Here is a 17969-nt window from a genome sequence, read left to right as displayed (position 1 = left end):
GGGGGTTGGGATCACTCCGGCTCGGCGTGCAGCCGGCGGAAGTCGTCCAGGCTCCGGCGGTAGAAAGTGCGGTCGCTCTCCAGCTTCCGCCTGGTCAGCCGGTCGGGGTCGGACTCGGCCACCGACCTGCCCGACTCGGTCCAGAAAGCGTCGGGAGACAGCTCGGCCGCGCCCGGCGGGAAGAACTTCAGCGCCTCTTCCACGGCGCCCTCGGCGAAGCGCCAGTCGGCTTCGACGTTCTCGTAGCCGTGGTCGCCGGACGGATCGGCGGCGTAGAAGAGCGCGCCCTCCAGCGCCCTGCGCGTGTACGTCGCGGCGATGAGGATCCACTGACCGGGGTCGATCAGCTCGGAGAGCCCGGAGCCGAAGATCGCGCCCTCCTCCCGCGCGCCGATCTCGGCCTCGTAGGGGACGAGGATCTCCAGAGCGCCCAGGCTCACCACGATCCCGTCCGGTTCCCGCGCGAGCGTCGCCTGCCGCGACGCCCCGGGCTCGCCGTCGTGGGCCACCAGGTCGAGGTAGACGTACGCCTCCACCAGCGAACGGCCCAGGCCGCGCTCAGGCATGACCGGCCGCCAGGTCCTGGTAGGTGTCCTTGACGACCAGCAGCCGGTCGAGCTCGAACCTGCCGGGCTCGGCCGCCCGCATCCGCTGCCCGCGCTCGGACCAGAATCCGTCGTCGGGCACGGCGTCCGCGCCGGGCGGCGCGAACTTGATGACCTCCTCGACGGCCGCGGTCGCGACCCGCAGCGCCCGCCGGGCCTCGGCCTGATCGTCCACGGGTACGTTGCCCGCGCTCAGGTCGGCCACCCACAGCCACTCACCCGCGTCGAGCAGCTCCGACGGCTCCGATCCGCCGAACGTCGGGTAGCCCGTGGGCATCACCGGCCGCTCGGGCAGCCCGAACAGGTATTCCCGCGCGGTCCCGCACTCCTCGCACGTGCCCGTGTAGCGGTTGACCAGCTCGCCCTCGACGCTGACCAGCCCACTGTGCCAGGTCGTCTCCGCCGACCCGCACGCGCACGGGTGCAGGTCGAGGTAGAGATGCGCCTCGTCCCTCGTCCGCGCCACCGCGAATGCCATAACCATCCTTTCCTCGACAGTCCATCATGCCGGAACGCCGCCCTCACAGCGCGGCCACGCGCTCCCCGGACGGCACCCGCTCTCGGTCCCGCTCGGGCTCGGGCTCGGGCTCGGGCTGGTGGCCGCACCGGCACGGCTCGCCCGCGGGGCACCGGCACTCTTCCGGTGGCCACCAGCCGGTCCCGTTGGCGAGCGCGCGCAGGCGGTCCAGGCGCGCGGACCAGTCCCGCGGGCGCTTGCCGCTCGCGAGCGCGGCGAGCTCGTCGGCCACCGGCCGCGGGATGAGCCGCCACACCTCCGGGCGGGCGCCGGTGAGCAGGTCGAACAGCACGCCGACCCGGCCGAACCGCTGGGCCGTGGTGGCCGCCCGCGCCTGTCGCACGGCCTCGTGCACCTCGGCCATGGCCGCATGGTCACCAGGGTGTCCGCCCAGCGCGCGGGCGACGGCCGCGGCGGCGGTCGCGGCGGCGGCCCGCTCGTTCGCGCCGATCGTGCGGCGGCCGTCCACCTGGTACGTCAGCATGCCGGGCTCGGGAGGCCCGGCATGGTCCGGCCGGACCTCGACGGGGATGGGCGGACGGCCGGGCAGCACGATGTCCATCAGGCCGGGGCCGTACACCTGGACCCGTGCGCCCATGAGCGCCGCGGCGCGCGCGATCGCCCTGGTCGCGGCGGTCTCGGGCAGCGCCGCGCCGCCACGGACGGCCGCGACGTCCGCGGGAGAGAGCTCGCCCGCCCGGGCGAGCTCCAGCAGCCTGGGCGTGGCCCCGTCCTGACCGGGCGCCAGGCCGGCCCGGCTGATCTCGGCGCGCAGCGCGGACCTCTCGTCCGCCGCGCCGCGGGGGCCGGCCTCGGTGATCGCGTGGACCAGGCCGCGGAGCCGGGCGAGCGTACTGGCGTCGGGCACGCCGAGTGCCCGGTGGGACACCACCGGGCCCGGCCCGAGCAGCGGCTCGTCCGGCCGTCCCGCGAGCCTCGCCGCGTGCGCCGCCACCTGCTCGGCCACCGCGGCCGTCACCCGGGCTCCGCCCTCCGAGGGCACCCGCAGGGTCAGCCGGTCCGAGGTACTCGCCTCGACGGTCACCTCAGTGGCGTTCCGCGCGGCCTCGGCCAGCTCCAGGGTGAACCGGCCGCCGCCCGCGGTCACGATGAACTCCTTCACCTGGCCCGGCGCCGGACTCACGTCGGCCACGCGGGCGATCTGGGCCACCTTGGAGAGCCCGGCCGCCGAGGTGTCGAGGCCCGTGGCGCTCCCGCCGCTGAGCAGCCGCGCGATCCTGCTCTGCGGCTCGGCGGCGGCCGGTGCGCGCGGGCCCGTCCCCCAGGGTGGCGCGGGCGGGGTGTGGCCGCGCCGCTCGACGTCGGCGGCGATGGCGTCGATCGCGTCCGCCAGACGCGACCGGGTGGCGGAATCGGAGGCGGCGCGCCACTTGTCCGACAGGTGGGCGTGCTCGTTCAGGCGCGGGAGCAGGCAGAGGTCGGAGCCCTCGGCCTGCTCCTGGGAGAGCGACGGCCGTACGACGCCCTGCGGCGCGCCCCAGGCGGCGGCGGTCGCCTCCTGGGCGACGTGCGTGAGCTCGTGCACCAGGGTGGCCGACACGACGTCCGGATGCACGCGCGGCCCGATCCGCATCAGGTGCGGGTCTTCCGGCGTGCCGGCGCGCAGCTCCGTGGCGGCGTTCAGCCCCTCGCCCGGGTTCCCGACGATCACGCGGACGTGCTGGTCGGGTGAGGCGGGGAGCTGGACGGCCATCGTGTCATCGGCGGTCCAGCTGATGCGCTCGGCGACCCCGGTCGCGGAGCGGGCCTGGGCGCGTACCTCGGCCGTGGTCAGGTCGGGAACCCCCGCGGGCCGGGCCGAGCTGGCGTAGATGGTGTCCTCGATCTCGGGCGAGGTCACGCTGGGCGGCGCCACGCCCTGGCCGACGCTTCCGCCCACCGGCTCGTTCGGGAACGGCCGGTCGGCCGGCCACAGCGACTTCTCGGTGTCGACCGCGACGACACCGCGGGCCATCAGCGCGGCCTTGACCTGGTGGGTGAAGGTGCCGGGCGTCTCGGAGTTCATGAAGACGTCGCGCAGGTCGAGGTCGATGCCGGAGGCGGCGTCCAGCAGCAGCGGGGAGAGCGTGGCGAACGCCTCGGCGAACCCGCCGTCGGCCGGTTCGCCGATGGGGACGCGCAGCGCGCCGTTGGGGTAGGCGTGGTAACGGTGCGGCCCATCCGCCTCCGTGACCTCCACGATGGCCACCTCGCCGCGTTCGCGGGCGGCCAGCCGCGCGTCCCGCAGCGCGTCGATCGCGCCCTCGCGGCCGGGCTCCGGCGTGAACCTGAACGTCGGCAGCCCCAGCTCCTCGGTGGGCAGGGGCGCGAGCCGCACGTCCTCCTCCATCCGCGCCAGCAGCTCCTCGATCTCGTCCCCGAAGAGGACCACGTCGATCTCGCCGCTGGTGGCGCCCGGCAGGCGGACGGGCTCGCCGACGGGATGCTCATGGCCGTCCCTCAGCCGTGCCACGTTCTGGAACGACAGGTCGTAGTCGACTCTGAGTCGGACGATGTAGGCGGCGCTCTTCTGGAACATGCTCCGCTCGCGGCGCGCCCCGTGATGGTCGCTCACACTCTCGGAGGTCTGCAGGCGGACGCGGGCGCCGAAGCCGAGCCCCGACTCGCCGTCCGAGAGGTTGGCGCCCGCGCCGCCCGGCACCACGCGGCTGCGGGACAGGGTCGCGTTCTGGGCGTTGGCCGCCCGGTCGACCTCTCCCTTCTCCGCGTCGAACGGTCCGGCGGCGATGGTGAGGTCCGACAGGCGAGCGGTGATGTTCACCTCGGCGCCCTGGTTCCTGAACTTCTGCCTGGCCGCCCGCACGACCACCTCGCCCCCGGGCCCGGTCATCCGCTCGAACGCGGTCAGCATCGCCGACGGGAGCAGCCGCGCGACCAGCTCGGGGCGGATCTCCGCGACCGACGTGGCGCCCACCATCTTGGTGAGCTGCGCGACGATGACCTCGTACAGGGTGGGCCCGCTCGGGTCCTCCCTGATCGCCGCCGGGAAGTGGCCCGGATGCAGCTCGACCGGGCGGGGATCGGGCGTGGTCACCAGCGGCCCGGCATCCTCGGACGCGGGCCGGATCATGCCGGTCGGGATGCGCCGCACCAAGGTGGCGGCGTAGACGACCGGCGGCGCGGTGCGGATCCTGCCGCGCAGTTTGCCGGCCAGCCTGCTCAACCGGCCCGCCAGCTTGCCCTTACGCATCGGCCTGCGCTCGACCTCGATGACGAGCAGCATGTCCTGCTGGACCCGGTCGAGTTCGCTGAACAGGCCGATCCGCTGCAGCCGCGTGCTCTGCCGGTTGATCGAGCCCGTGTACGAGCGGCCCCGGTCGGTGGACACTCCCCCGCCGTGGCCGTCGCCGTTGTCGGAGGCGCCGTAGTCGAGCCCCGCCGAGTAGGAGCCGTTGTACGACTCGGAGTGCGAACGGTCGCCGTAACGGTAGCGCTGGATGATGATCCCGGCCTGCGTCAGGTGCGCGAGGAACTTCGCCCAGCGGGGATGCTTGGAGTCGGCCGGCACCAGCCGCGCCTTGACCGTGACCTCCTCGGTCTGCGTGCCGTTCTGCACCTCGTAGCTCTTCTCGAAGCCGCTGCGCGACCACATGTCGAGGACGCGGATCCGGACCGCGTCGTCGGAGAAGTCGACGGCCAGCTCCTCGCCCAGGGTCGGGCTGCCCTCCATCGCCCCCGGGACCGCGTCGGCCACGGCGCGGGTCACCGCGTCCAGCATCGGCAGGTGGTCGCCCTGCGCGTCGGTGAGATCGAGTGACTCCACCGTGCTCAGCGACACCGACTCGTCGAACGAGGGGGCCAGCACGACGCCCCTGGAGCGTTCGAGCAGGTCCGACGCCTGGCTGAGGACCTTGTCGAGGTCCTTGGCCGTGTCCCCCGAGGGCCGGCCGGGCAGCGGCCGGCCGTTCGGGTCCGTCGCGGCCGGGTCGGGCGTGACCCCCATCACCTCCCTGAGCCTGCCGAGCAGGGCCTTCGGGGTGTGCCGCGCCGCGTAGCCGACGTCCGCGCCGGCCGCCCGCGCCTTGGCCACGTCGGCGGTGTAGCGCTGGACCAGGGGCACGGCGATGCTGGTGTCGAGGTTCAGGCTGCGGTTGAGGAAGCGTTCGATGGCGTCGCTCACGAGGGATGCCGGCAGCGAGAGCTCGCCTTCGGCGTACATCAGCAACGCCTCTTCCTCGGCCAGCGAGAACAGCGCGGTGCCCGGCGCGGTGGCCGTCCGGGTTTCGCCGAGGGGGATCCGGCCGGCGGCCGGCAACGCGTCCGCCGTGCTCTCCGAGCCGGTGAACGTGAGCTCGGTGGATGCGCGGATGATGTAGTGGCGGCCGTACTTGATGGTGAGTTCCTCGTTGCCCCAGATGTCGAGGATCGAGGTGGAATCCGAGGTGCCCCCCGACCGGGAGGGCAGCGACAGCGTGCCGCTGTCGCTCGACGTCCCGCCGCCGTCGAGGTCGGAGACGCTCGTCGTGGCGCCGGCGGACACGTTCGACGAGCCGCCCCAGGACACGCCGGCGCTGCCGAGCCCGAACAGGATGTCGCCGCTCACGTGGTCGACGATGCCGATCACTTCCGCCTCGCCGAGTTCGCCGGACACCGACAGCGATGAGCGGGTGGGCACGCCGTCGACGTTCAGGGCGAGGCCGGCGGTCAGCGCCCGGGTGAACATCTTGAAATGGGAGACGAGGTTGCGCACGTTCAGCATCGCGGCGATGGTCTGGAACGCGCCGGAGCCGGGGCGCATGCCCCTGTCCAGCACCTGCCGGGCGGCGGCCTGCGACCCCGGCACGTCCATGTGCAGCAGCCGCAGACTGCGCTGCGCCTTCCTGGAGAGCTTGCCCAGGGGCGCCGGCGGGACGTCGTCCACGGCCGGGAGGAGGTCGCCGGCGATCTTCAGGGTCGCTCTGCCGGTCTCGGTGGCCAGCGTCGTCGTCGTGCCGTCGTGCAGGAGCTCTGCCGTCATGACATGCCCCAGCGAGACGATCGCGACCGGGCCGCTGCTCTCCTCCAGCGTCACCACGTTCACCGTGGCGCCGGCGCTGGAGCCGACCGACCTGGTGCGGCTGCCGCCCGCGTTGACGCCCACTTCGTGCGTCATGCCGTCGTGGCCCTGGTCGGGCCCGTCGCTCTCGCTGACGGACGCGCCGCCCGCGTACGTCCTGGACTTGCCGATGGCCCGCGCGGAGGTGTCGGAGCCGATGTCGAGATTGACCACCGTCTCCGTGTCGGTGTGCTTCATGGGGCCCACGTCACTGAAGTCCTGCTTCAGTGACAGGCGCAGCTGGTAGTTCTCCGGGGCGCCGTTCAGGCCGTGCAGCGTGAGGTCGAGGAGGATGCCGTCCTGGGCCAGGGAGTCGTAGGCCGCGCGGATCCGGTGCTCTTTCAGCTGCTCCGTGACCTCCTGGTGGTTGAGGATCTGGGCAGCGCGTGCGAGCCGGTTGGACGCGTACTCCGTCACGCCGTTGACGGTCTTGGGAATGATGCCGCGCTCGGCGAGCTTGTCCAGCACCTTCTCCTCGAACGTGTCCAGTCCCTCGATGTCCCCCACGACGGCGGGACCCGCGCCGCGCATCTGCCCGGGGCCGTCGCCCAGCCAGACGGGCAGCTCGGCCTTGCGGCCCGGCGGCGGGCCGGGGCGCGGGTCGCCGCGCAGCACCTGGTTGCCGTCGGCGTCGAGCACCGGCCGGCCGTTGTCGTCGTACACCAGCGCCGCGCTGTCGACGGGCAGTCCGAAGCGGTAGGCGGCCGACTCCCGCATGCTGACCACCGCCGTGCTCCGCACCGGGCGCAGCGTGACGGGCGGCTTGCCGTACACCTCCACCGTGTACGTGGTCTCCACCACGAGCTTGTAGCTCTGCTTGGGGTGGGTCTTCCGGTGCACGCTCGGGTGGATCGCCTGCTTGTTCGCAGTGGCGGAGTACGACCGCGACACCCCCCTGGAGCCTCTGGCCTTGGGCCCGATGGAGGGGTGGTAGGGGCCGAGGCCGCCGATTCCCTCCAGCGAGGGATCCTTGAGCCCGGCGGAGGCGTTGCCCTCCGCCGACCTGCCGACCGACGCCCCGCCGGGCAGCGCGACGAAGTCGGTGACCACCTCCTCCTCCCACTCCTCGGCGCTCGCGCCGCCCAGCGGCTCGGACTCCACCCTGATGATCCTGCTGTCGGCGCGTACCCTCGCGTGCGGCTGGCCGTTCCTGGTGAAGACCCGCTGGTGACCCTTGTTGACGGCGTCGCGCAGCTGATGGGGTACCTCGTCGGTGATGAACGTGCGTAACTCGTCATGCGGGACGGCGCCGACCTTGGTGTACTCCCCGCCGAGGGCCGCGGCGACGGTGTCGAGGTGGTCCTCCGTGTCGCTCATGCTGATGAGGACGTGCTTGGGGAGTTTCCGATCGCGCTTGTCCTCGTCGATCGAGACCAGCTTGCGCGGTGTCTGGTCGGCGTAGGACTGCGAGATCCAGATCCGCTGCGCGGCGGCGTCGCCCGGCGCTCCGGAGTCGACCGTGACGCTCTCGCCCCAGCCCTCCGACTGCCGGAAGCGCACCTGGACGTTCCAGCTCGCGGCGGCGTCGAACAGCAGCGGTTCGCTCCTGTCGTCGGCGACGTAGCCGCCCTGCGCGAACGCCCCGGAGCCGCCCGTCGCCGCCCAGCTGCGCCCGATGCCCGCCCCGACGCTGACCCCCAGCATCTCGACCATGTTCCTGGCCAGCTCGCCCTCGGGCAGCATCGGCGCCAGGACGCCGCTGTTGAAGCCCGGCGATATGCCGACATTTCCTGATTCGGTGACACTGACCGTGCGGCCCGACTGGAAGAACTGGCCCACCATGATCTCGGAGGCCTTGATGGCCGAGTCCATCACCTCGACCAGGTCGGTGAGGGTGAGTCTGATCCGCACCTCCGCCGCCGACCGGCCGCGGCCCACCCGCAGCACGACGCCCTCGGAGGAGACGACCTTGTGGAAGTCGGCTCGCAGGGCCTGCTCCAGGTCGATCGCCGTGAACCTGGGGCCGGGTCCGTTGGCCTCCAGCATCTTGTTCACGGTGGTGGTGAGAGTGGTCAGGTGGGGGAGCCGGCCTGTCGGCTGGGACGCGGCCAAGCTGAGCTCCTGCGGCAGCGCCGCCGCCAGCGCGTCCAGGTAGCTCTGATGGTGCCGCTGGGCGTCGGCCGCCAGCCGCCGGGCGATGTGGGCCATGCCGACCTCGCCCGCCTGGGTTGGTCTGCCGATCTGGTGCATGGCCTGCAGGAGCTGCTCGTACGTCTGCCGCGCGCGCGTCGCCTCCGCCAGCGCGACACGGTACGCCGCGGCGATCCGGAGGTTCCGCTCCTGCGCGGCGCGGAACGTCCGGTTCTCCTGCCGGGCCGTGCGCGCCCGCTCGAAACGGCCACTGTCGTGCTGGTTCCTCGCCTTGCGGGCCGCGCGTGTGGCCTTGCGGGCCTTCTTCCTCGCCTCCTCGGCGGCCTCCATCTTGTGCTGGATCTGCTTCTGAAGCGCCTTCTCGGCCTTCGCCAGCGCTTCGGCGACGGCCTGCACCTGGTCGGCGCGGGAGGCGTTGCCGGGTAAGGCCGGGGCCTGCTGCGTCCGGGTGCCCTGCGTGGGTGCCCAGGGCGGCAGCGGCGGGGTGTGGCCGCGCTCGCTCAGCTGGCGGGCCACGCCGTCGATGTCCACGGCGAGCAGGCGCTGCTCGCCCAGCGTCGGGGCCCGGTGCCACTTCTCGGCCAGGAACGCCAGCTCGTTGAGCTGTGCCGCCGCGCACATGTCCCGGGTGTTCTTCCCGGGGCGCGGCAGGGCTCGCTGCCTCCTGCCCTCACCGGCCGACAGCACCTTCTGGAACGTGTCGGTGATCTCGTGCAGCCAGACCCTGGAGACCTGCCCCTCGGCGACGCGCGGGCCGAAGTGGACCAGGTACGGATAGTCCTCGGTCCCGGCTCTCTTGGTATCGGTCTCGCCCATCAGGCTATTGCTCAGGCCGCCGATGACAGGGCGGAAGTAGAAGGTGCCGTTCGTCCTCGTGTGGACCGCCAGCAACCGGCCGCCCTGCGACCAGGAGAAACCGGTCACGTCCTCGTTGAGGAAGTGACGTGACTGCAGCTCGGAGAACGCGTGGTGCACCTCGTCCAGGGTCAGGTCAGGGCCCTGGCGGCCGTCGGGCACGTGCCTGGTGCCGGGGACGGGTCTCGACGTGACCGTGCCCGGCTTGCTCGTCGGCGCTGTGGTGGCCAGGTCGCCCTGGGCGGGGGTTTCGCCCTGGGCAGGGGTTTCGCCCTGGGCAGGGGTTTCGCCCTCCTGGACGACCAGCAGCATCGCGGTCGCCTCCGCCTGCAGGTCCGCGACGTCGGTGACCTGTTCGGCGCGGGTGTCGAGGGCGGAGCGGAGGCGGTTCATCGTGGCGGCGGTGATCGTGCGCACGCTGGAGCCGGAGGTGACGAGGAGGTCGCCGGTCGGGCCGATCACCGCGTCGGGGAAGTCCGTGGCGAGCGCGCCGATCAGAGCCGCACGGGCTCGGTCGGCGGCCGGGGCGGTGACTGGCGCGGTGACCGCGGCAGGGTGCGTGGCCGTGTCCCGCGTCCCGTGGTCCGCCGCGTCTGCCTGTGGGGCGGTATGGGTCGAGGGGGCGGCCGTGCTCTGGTCGCTGGTCGCGACCGGGTTGGTGGTTCCCGTCGGGTCGGGCGTCGCAGCGTTGTCCGGAGTCGCCGTCTGATCCGGCCTCGCCGCGTTGTCGGGCGTCGCCGTGTGGTCCGGCGTCGCCGTGTGGTCCGGGGCTTGGGCCGGCTGGCCCGCCGCCTTGGTCGTGTCCGGCGAAGCGTGTTCCGCTGTGCCGGTCTGACCCTGTGCGGGCGCCGCCGCGGCGCCGCGCCCGGAGGGGTGGTGCGCCCCGTTGGTGGGCTCCGGAGAGGTGCCGGGCTGGGCTCGATCGCCGCGGTCCTGGGCGGCCGAGCCGCGCTTGGGAGCGGACGCGTCCAGGTCCGGGGCGGCGGCCGCGCGCCCGGTCGCGCTGTCCGGGCCCGTGGAGGACGGCGCGGCCGATCCCGCCGTCGCGGGCGAGTGGGGTGCGGCGCCGGCCCTCGGGGCGCCGGCCGCCGCGGGGTCGGGTACGCGTACGGCCGCACCCGGCTGGCCGCCGCCCGGGCCGGGGCCGCCACCCACCGGGCTCCCATCCGGCGTGCCCCCCGGCGTACCCCCCGACGGGTCGCCGCCCGCGCGGACGGCGTCGGCGCGGGCCGCGGCGTCATAGGCGGAGGCGAGAGCGGTCGTCGGATGGGCCAGCGTCGTGTAGACCGAGGGGTTGAACGGGCTGATGGATCCGGTGCGCCCGGCACCGCCCATGAAGCCGCCCATGAGGGAGTCGGCCGTGAACGGGTTCTCCCACTGACCGTAGACCGCACCGTTGGCGATGAAGCTGCCGACCGGGGAGGCGATGGTGTTGGTCGCGCCGGTGGTGATCGCCCGGCCCGCGAACCCGGGCACCCGCCCGGTGACACGGGACACGGGCCCGGCCACCTTCATGCCCACGATCGCGCCGCCGCCCGCGCCGATGATCGCGGCCTTGGACTTGTCCCAGTCGATCTCTTTCCTGGTGCCCATCTTGATCTGCTGGTACTGGGCGGCGAAGTCGATGAAGAACTCCTCGCCGATCTCCTCGATGAGCTCGTGGCCCATCGCGGAGCCCAGCAGCCTGGTGATCACGCTCCGCCCGGTGGCGCCGCTGAGCGCGGCGACGCGGGCCAGCCGCGTCGTGCCCACCTCCCTGGCCCCGGCGACCGCGAGCCTGACGAGGATCCGGCTGATGGCCGCGCGGGCGCCGGCCGCGTACGGTCCGATGAGCGCGGTGGTGGATCCGGCGGTGAAGAAGTTGACGATGATGGCGATCGCGATGGCGACGACCGTGACCCAGAACGCCACGTTGACCGAGAGCTTGGAGTACTGGGTCTCGACGGCGAAGTTGCTCGCCTGCTGCGCGTAGGCCCGCGCGTTCCGGGCCACCCCCGACATCCCGCCCTCGTGGCCGTACAGGACCTTGGCCCTGGTGATGAAGTTGGCGGTGGCGGGCGAGTTCCAGCCGGTCGCGATGGTGCGCGCGGCCGTACCCGCGCGCGGTGCGCTGCCGATGGACCCAGTGGCCAGGTTCTCGTAATCCTGGCCCATCTTCGACAGCCCGCTCTCGCTGGCCTCCGGCCATTTCTGGCCGCCGGACAGCATCGGGATCAGCCAGTTGACGACCCAACTGGGCAGCGCCTCGGTCTCCCAGGCGGGGAGGACGTCCCGGTCGATGCGCACGATCGGCTGGCCGCCGGTCGCCTGGCTGCCGGTGCTCACAGCGCCGGAAGCGCCGTTGACGGTCACCTCCCGGGCCTCAGATCTCTCGCGTCAGCCCGGACATGTCCTGGTACGTGGCGTGGTGGGTGCGCAGGGTGTTGTCGATGGTCTTGCGCATCCTGTCACCGGCGTCGGTGATCTCCTTGGTGAGGTGGAAACATTGTTTGAGCATCTGGTTCGGGCCGTCACCGCGGAAGTGGGCGGCCTTGAACGCGGCGCCCTCGGCCCCGCCGCCCCAGGGCGCCGCGGCGAGCGCCTCGTAGACCGCTGCCCTCAGCTGCGCCTCCTCCCGCTCCCATTCCTCGGCCATCGTGGACCACTGCGAGATGCCCAGGTTCACGACCGGCTTGGCGATCTCCACGCCATCCCAGGGCTTCAGCTCGCGCCTCCCATCCGCTCGGCGAAGCGCGCCATGACGGCTTCGAGGTCACCTTCGAGATGCGCCTTGAACTCCTCGGCCGGAATCACCGGCTCGAAGATCTCGGTGACGCGCTCCTGAGCCCTGGCCGCCGCCCGCTGGGCGGTCTCCGCGATCGTGTCGGCCAGGTATCGCGCGTCGGGTCTCCGGTAGATGCGCGGATCGAGGTCCAGCCGGACGAGCTCGCCGCGGGCGCCCACCGTCACCGACACCTGGCCATCGCGTGAGGTCTCGGTGACCTGAACCGCTTTTGCCTCGGCATGGAGTTCCGCACTCGCGTTTTGAATCCGTTTGAACACGTCGCGTAACTCGTCGGCGTAGGCCCTCGTTCCCGCTAAATCGGGTTGGTCAAGCGATTCCACGGACGACCCCCCTCAAAGCCAAACGGTACGTGTTTGCCTCTTACGACACTGTCGCATTTCCTCCTAGTTTCTGTCACATGAACAACAGGAGAACAAGAGCGTCCGTCATTTATGTTGATCGCCGGCATCCAGCGGTACGGCCTCCTCGTGGATGCCGGTCACCTCCGCGTAAGGCACCCACAGGCGGTAAACGCCCCGCTCAATCCGCTCCAGCCCCAGCTCCAACGCGGTGAGCGCGGACCCGCCCAGGTATTCGAGCAGCAGCAGCCCGTCCTTCTCGTCGTGCACATGAAAACGCTCCCCGCGCCACTGGCACACCATCGCCACGAAATCCAGAGCGGCACACTCCGTAACGGGGACAGTACGCACGTGACAATCCGGCTCGACCTCCTCGAAACCGTCCGCGGGTTTGGAGCTGCGCAGCCGTACCCACAGCTCCAGGGCGTGCGGCTCCGGACTGGCCACATAATCCGCGCCCTGCCAGCGGGCCCGGTAGAAATGCCGGCTCACGCCGCCTGCCTCCCCACCAGCAGCCAGCGCCGCAGGTCGCCGTGGTACATCGCGCGCCGGTGCTCGGTTCCCTCGAAGGTGAGCTCCCAGATCTCCGCGCCGTGCGGCAGGCCCACGCCGTACACCTTGTACTCGCGAATGACGTGATCGACGTTGGGCACCAGGCCCAGCCCCACGAACGGCGGCTCCTCGACCACCCAACCGGCCACCGCGGCCCTGCCCTCCTCGTCGGTCCCGCCGTACGGAGTGCGGTACAAGCTGAGGCCGGCGGGCCGCCAGCGCAGGATGTTCAGGCAACCGTCCGAGGTCACCATGTCGGGCTGACCCAGTGCCTCGGCGAGGACAGCGGGCGTGGCGATGTGGGAGACGTCCAGCGCGTGGTGGCAGTAGCCGGACACCCGCGGCTCTCCGCCGATCAGGAGACCGTGGACGTCGGCCGGGGAGAGCAGCTTCTGGACCACCGGCACCCCCGACCCGGGGTCGAGCAGCAGGTCCTGAGCCAGCGTGGGCACCGCGAGCCTGGCCACCGTGCCTGACTCCAGCATGAAGACGGTCGCCAGTCCCGGGTTGACCGCCAGACCCCACCGCGGGTCCGGCCAGCCCGCCGCCAGTTCGGCCAGCGAGGCGACGCGGTAATGCGTGGCGACGCCGCCGGTGGCCAGCCGCATCGCCTCCCCAGAGGTGTAGGCCAGCAACCAGGTCCGCTCAGAGTCGACGGCCGTGGCCCAGGCAGGGGCTTCAGTCCCGGCCGCCGCGGCGGCGGTGATCGGCAGTGCCAGGTCGGCGTCGCGGAGCAGGCTCAGGCCCAGAGCCTCCTGCCCGCTCTCACGCGCCGCCCACAACTGCTCCTCGAACGGTGTGGCCGGATGGTGATCACTCATCATCATCCGCCCAGTGTGCCGACTCCCGCCGCCTGGAGCTGTCCGTCGACCGCGATCTTCCCGGCCCGAGCCATACCCTCATCACCGCAGGAGGCGGCTGGGTCACTTTTCGGGGCACATGATCCCGCACCATGCCTGAACCACCTGATCATGGGTAGCGCTGAGCAACCACCATCCACTACCCCCGACGGACGGAAGCCCAGCATGATCACCCTCATCCTGCTCATCTTCGCCCTGGCCTGCTTCGTCCTCGCCGCCTTCAACATCGGCGGCAGCCGCGTCAACCTCATCGCCCTCGGCCTCGCCCTGTGGGTACTGACCGAGATCATCCCTCACCTCGGCGACCTGTAGCAGCCGTCACGACTCTGCCGCCGTCCCAGGCGAGGACGGCGGCAGAGGTGAGTTCAGCGGTCCACGAGCACCCGGCCGAACTCGACCAACGGGGTGGCGCCGGCGAAGTTACGGTCGACCTGGGCCCGTTCGGCCGCGCTCGGGTTCGCGTTCGTGCAGCTCACCGGAGCGCTGGAGCCGGACATCAGGTCGGAACAGAGGCCGGTGCGCCGGTCGGGCAGGCCTAAGATGTGGCCGATCTCGTGGGCGGCGATGCGCACCGGGTTGTAGCCCTGTGAGGTGGCCTCCCTGCCCATCCAGATGGTGCCCCGGCCCAGGCTCGTGGGCAGGGTGCGGGGCCAGCCGTTGTCGGCTATGACGACGAAGTCGGCGGGGGTGCCGGCGACGAGGCGGACATTCGTGACACTGGAGTTCCAGATCTGCGCGGCCTGGTCGACCGCGCCGCGGAACTCGGCCGCGCGGCCGGCGTCGTACCGGAGGGCCCTGACCAGGGGCGCGGCCTGCGCGGGCGAGGTGGCCAGCAGGAACGCGACGGTGAGGACGAGAGAGAGCGCGAGACGGAGGGGTCTTGGCATCGTGTCTCCTCGGACAGTGGGGGTGCTGTCACGCTAGGCGCGACGACGCCGTCCGGGGATAAGCCAGTTTGCCCCCATTGCAGTGGTATGGATCCGTGGAGAGCGAGGCGGGTCAGGACCAAAGCTTCGGCGTTCGCTGGAGCATCAAGAAAGATACTGTTCGCGCAACGCCGTGATCAGCTTGTCGTCGACGCCCAGCCGGGTGACCGCGTAGTCGCGTACGGAACCATGGCCGGCGGCCAGCTCCGCCAGGCAGAGCCGCATGACCTCGCCCGGCGCCTGACCGTAGCCGGGCCACTTCAGCGTCCGGTCGGGGTGGGCCGCTCGCCAGTCGGCGACCAGCCGGTCGGTGGCCAGCCCGGTGAGCGCGAAGTCTTCGACGATGGTCTCCTCGTCCACCCCCAGCAGGGACAGCACCAGCGCGGCCAGCAGCCCGGTACGGTCCTTGCCCGCGGCACAGTGCATGACCAGAGGAGCGCTGTCGTCGGCGGCGATCACCTCCAGCGCCAGCCGCAGTTCCTCGACCCCGTCCAGCGCGATCTCGGCGTAGCGGTCGGCGAGGAAACGCGCGGTGTCGATGTCCGGGCCCAGCTCGGCCTGGTCGTAGGGCTGGTGTTCGATGCTGAGGTTGTGGTAGACGAGCCCGTCGCTCTCCGGTACGCGGCCCCTACGGGCTATCTCCCATGGGTAGCGCAGGTCGATCACCGTACGCACGCCCAGGTCGAGAAAGCGGCGCCAGTCGTCGCCCCGGAGCTTGGCCAGGGAATCGGAACGATACAGGCGCCCCCAGCGCACCGTACGCCCGTCGCGGGCACGGTAACCGCCCAGGTCACGGAAGTTGTGCAAGCGTTCGAACGCGATATGCCTCATCCAGCACACCTTATGAGGTCGGCGGACCTATGGACGTAGCCACCAAACATGACCAGATTGGTGGAGATATCCGTCTAAGCCCGGAGGTACGCGTGAAGCGTGTCATCGTCCTGGCCGCCTGCACCCTTGTGGCGACCGCCCTCGTCCCACCCGCCCAAGCAGTCCGGGCCCCAACCGGTCAGGAGACCGAATACGTCGTCTTATACAAGGAGGGCGTGCGCCCGGCCGACGCCCGCAAGGCCGTCCAGGATGCCGGCGGCACGGTGGTCAAGGAGAACACCGCCGTCGGCGTGGCCACGATCTCCACCACCAACGCGGGCTTCGCCGCCGCCCTTGCCGCCAGCGCCTCGATCGAGGGCGTGGCGCACAACCGGTCCATCGGAACGGTCCCGTCCGCCGCCCGTTCCGCCGCCGCAGCACGCAAGGCCGCCGAGGCCGTGGAGAAGGCCGGTGACGGCGCCCCCGCCGCCACCACGTTCGGCAAGCCGGCACCGACGGCCGAACCACTGTCGGAACTGCAGTGGGACATGAAGCAGATCCACGCCACCGCGGATGGTTCCTACCGTTATGAGCAGGGCAATCCGGGGGTGCTGGTCGGCATCCTGGACACCGGCGTGGACGCCTCACATCCGGACATCGCACCCAACTTCAATCGCGCCTTAAGCCGTAACTTCACGGTCGACATCCCGGTCGACGCCAACGGCGCCACGGTCGACGGACCCTGTGACGCCGAGCCCGACCACTCCTGCAACGACCCCGCGGACGTGGACGAGAACGAGCACGGCACACACGTGGCGTCCTCCATCGCCTCCCCGATCAACCGGCTCGGCGTGGCCGGTGTGGCGCCCAAGGTGTCCATCGTCAACCTGCGGGTCGGCCAGGACTCCGGCTTCTTCTTCCTCCAGCCGAGCGTGGACGGGCTGACGTACGCGGGCGACCACGGCATCGACGTGGTCAACATGAGCTACTACATCGACCCATGGCTGTTCAACTGCGTGGACAACCCGGCCGACTCCCCCGCCGACCGCGCCGAGCAGGCCACCATCATCAAGGCGACCCAGCGGGCGCTGAACTACGCCCACGCCAGAGGCGTGACGCTCGTGTCGGCGGCGGGCAACGGCGCCACCGACTACACCAAGGAGCTCATCGACGGCTCCAGCCCCGACTTCGCCAGCGTGCCCGGCGAGGCGCCGTACGACCGGACGATCCCGCCGAGCTGCGTGTCCATGCCCAGCGAGGGCCAGCACGTGATCGCGGTGTCGGCCACCGGCATCAGCAAGCGCAAGTCGTACTACTCCGACTACGGCAACGGCTATGTGGACGTGGCCTCACCCGGCGGCGACGCCTATGACACGCCGACCAACACGCGTGACGTGACCAGGGCGACGCTGGCGGCCTACCCGCAGTCGCTGGCGCAGGCGAACGGGCAGCTCAACCCCGACGGCACGCCGAACACCCCGTCGGTGGTGCGCGACTGCCGCGACTCGGTCTGCGCGTACTACACGTATCTGCAGGGCACCTCGATGGCCTCGCCGCGGGCGGCGGGCGTGGCCGCGCTGATCGTCAGCCGGTACGGCCACCGCGACCGTGCTCACGGTGGTCTGACCATGAACCCGGACGCGGTGGAGGCGGCGCTCAAGGCGACCGCCACCAAGACGCCGTGCCCGGAACCGCGCGCGTTCACCTACACCCGGATCCTGCCGACCGGTACGACGGTGACGGACACGCACACCTGCGAAGGCGGCAGGGCGCGTAACGGCTTCTACGGCTCGGGCATCGTCGACGCGTTGAACGCGGCCCGGTAACCGACGGCACGCCCGGTGCGCGCCCGCGAAGGCGAACGCGCACCGGGTCACCCGTGCACCACCGACGGGCCTGGAGCCGACAGGCCCGTGGGGCTGAAGGCGCCGGCGCGGGCGGCGGCCAGCGTGACGCGTACCGCCTGGTCCGCGACGGCCTCATCGACCGGTTCGACGGTCATCAGCAGCCTGAGGTAGACCGGCGCCGCGAGAGATCTGATCACCTCCGCCGCATCGGTCCCGGCGGGCAGTTCGCCGCGTGACACCGCGCGGGTGACCACGGGCTCCGCGCGCCGCAGCCGGTCGTCGAAGATCTGTCGCCGGACCTCGGCGACCTCCGACAGGCGCGCGGCATCGGAGAAGACCGCGGCCAGCAGGGCGCGGGCGGACGCGGCGGTCATCATCCGGACCAGCGCCCGCGCGAGCGCCCGCAGGTCCGTCTCGAACGTTCCCGTGTCGGGGATCGGGATATCCGCCGCCACGTGCCCGGCCAGCGCGTCGACGACCAGGCTCTCGCGGTCCTTCCACCGCCGGTACACCGTCGTCTTGTGCACCCCGGCCCGCTGGGCGACACCGTCGACCGTCAGGGTGGCGTACCCCTTCTCGGCCAGTTCGGCGAGCGTCGCCGCGTGGACGGCGGCCCTCACCTTCGCGCCCCGCCCAACCGGCCGGGCGTGCTCAGCATTCATTGCAACTCCAAGTTGCGTTAAAGGGCAATCAAGTGCCATCGTATCGCAACTCAAAGTTGCAATAC

The 17969-nt window shown here is 71.6% G+C and carries 12 protein-coding genes; 2 read left to right on the top strand and 10 right to left on the bottom strand.

What is annotated here, in order from left to right:
- Positions 1 to 11: 11 nt before the first annotated feature.
- From AB0B91_RS14455 to AB0B91_RS14425, 7 genes are all read right to left on the bottom strand, one after another.
- Positions 12 to 566 (bottom strand): hypothetical protein, encoded by a 555-nt coding sequence (locus tag AB0B91_RS14455; RefSeq protein WP_358318732.1) that lies wholly within the window; start codon positions 564 to 566, stop codon positions 12 to 14.
- Positions 559 to 1083 carry a hypothetical protein gene (locus AB0B91_RS14450; RefSeq protein WP_358318731.1) on the bottom strand — a complete coding sequence of 175 codons (525 nt, stop codon included), beginning with the start codon at positions 1081 to 1083 and terminating at the stop codon, positions 559 to 561. The genes AB0B91_RS14455 and AB0B91_RS14450 overlap by 8 nt, the downstream gene beginning before the upstream one ends.
- Positions 1084 to 1126: 43 nt before the next feature.
- Positions 1127 to 11476: a hypothetical protein gene (locus tag AB0B91_RS14445; protein WP_358318730.1), complete on the bottom strand. Its 10350-nt coding sequence runs from the start codon at positions 11474 to 11476 to the stop codon at positions 1127 to 1129.
- Between the two features lie 10 nt (positions 11477 to 11486).
- Positions 11487 to 11810 carry a hypothetical protein gene (locus AB0B91_RS14440; RefSeq protein WP_358318729.1) on the bottom strand — a complete coding sequence of 108 codons (324 nt, stop codon included), beginning with the start codon at positions 11808 to 11810 and terminating at the stop codon, positions 11487 to 11489.
- A gap of 14 nt (positions 11811 to 11824) precedes the next feature.
- Positions 11825 to 12166, bottom strand: coding sequence for a YbaB/EbfC family nucleoid-associated protein (locus AB0B91_RS14435; RefSeq protein WP_358319204.1), 342 nt, complete (start codon positions 12164 to 12166; stop codon positions 11825 to 11827).
- 168 nt (positions 12167 to 12334) lie between these two features.
- Entirely contained in the window at positions 12335 to 12739 is a 405-nt protein-coding gene (locus AB0B91_RS14430) for a hypothetical protein (protein ID WP_358318728.1), read from the bottom strand.
- Positions 12736 to 13626, bottom strand: a complete 891-nt coding sequence (locus AB0B91_RS14425) for an SseB family protein (RefSeq protein ID WP_358318727.1) — start codon at positions 13624 to 13626, stop codon at positions 12736 to 12738. The genes AB0B91_RS14430 and AB0B91_RS14425 overlap by 4 nt, the downstream gene beginning before the upstream one ends.
- A 198-nt stretch (positions 13627 to 13824) precedes the next feature.
- On the opposite strand from AB0B91_RS14425, the gene AB0B91_RS14420 reads away from it, so the two are divergent.
- Positions 13825 to 13971 carry a hypothetical protein gene (locus AB0B91_RS14420; RefSeq protein ID WP_358318726.1) on the top strand — a complete coding sequence of 49 codons (147 nt, stop codon included), beginning with the start codon at positions 13825 to 13827 and terminating at the stop codon, positions 13969 to 13971.
- 53 nt (positions 13972 to 14024) lie between these two features.
- On the opposite strand, the gene AB0B91_RS14415 is transcribed toward AB0B91_RS14420, so the two are convergent.
- Positions 14025 to 14546, bottom strand: a complete 522-nt coding sequence (locus tag AB0B91_RS14415; RefSeq protein ID WP_358318725.1) for a snapalysin family zinc-dependent metalloprotease — start codon at positions 14544 to 14546, stop codon at positions 14025 to 14027.
- Positions 14547 to 14690: 144 nt separating this feature from the next.
- Positions 14691 to 15416, bottom strand: a complete 726-nt coding sequence (locus tag AB0B91_RS14410) for a tyrosine-protein phosphatase (RefSeq protein ID WP_358318724.1) — start codon at positions 15414 to 15416, stop codon at positions 14691 to 14693.
- A 92-nt stretch (positions 15417 to 15508) separates the two neighbouring features.
- Between AB0B91_RS14410 and AB0B91_RS14405 the strand changes: the two genes are divergently transcribed.
- Positions 15509 to 17221: a S8 family serine peptidase gene (locus tag AB0B91_RS14405; protein WP_358318723.1), complete on the top strand. Its 1713-nt coding sequence runs from the start codon at positions 15509 to 15511 to the stop codon at positions 17219 to 17221.
- A 47-nt stretch (positions 17222 to 17268) separates the two neighbouring features.
- On the opposite strand, the gene AB0B91_RS14400 is transcribed toward AB0B91_RS14405, so the two are convergent.
- The gene (locus AB0B91_RS14400) at positions 17269 to 17904 is read right to left on the bottom strand and encodes a TetR/AcrR family transcriptional regulator (protein ID WP_358318722.1); all 636 of its coding nucleotides are present in this window, start codon (positions 17902 to 17904) and stop codon (positions 17269 to 17271) included.
- Between the last annotated feature and the right edge of the window lie 65 nt (positions 17905 to 17969).

The organism is Nonomuraea sp. NPDC049141, from assembly GCF_040648415.1.
GTDB lineage: Bacteria > Actinomycetota > Actinomycetes > Streptosporangiales > Streptosporangiaceae > Nonomuraea.
Note: the sequence above shows the minus strand (reverse complement) of the source record. Positions and strands in the feature narration are given on the sequence as shown.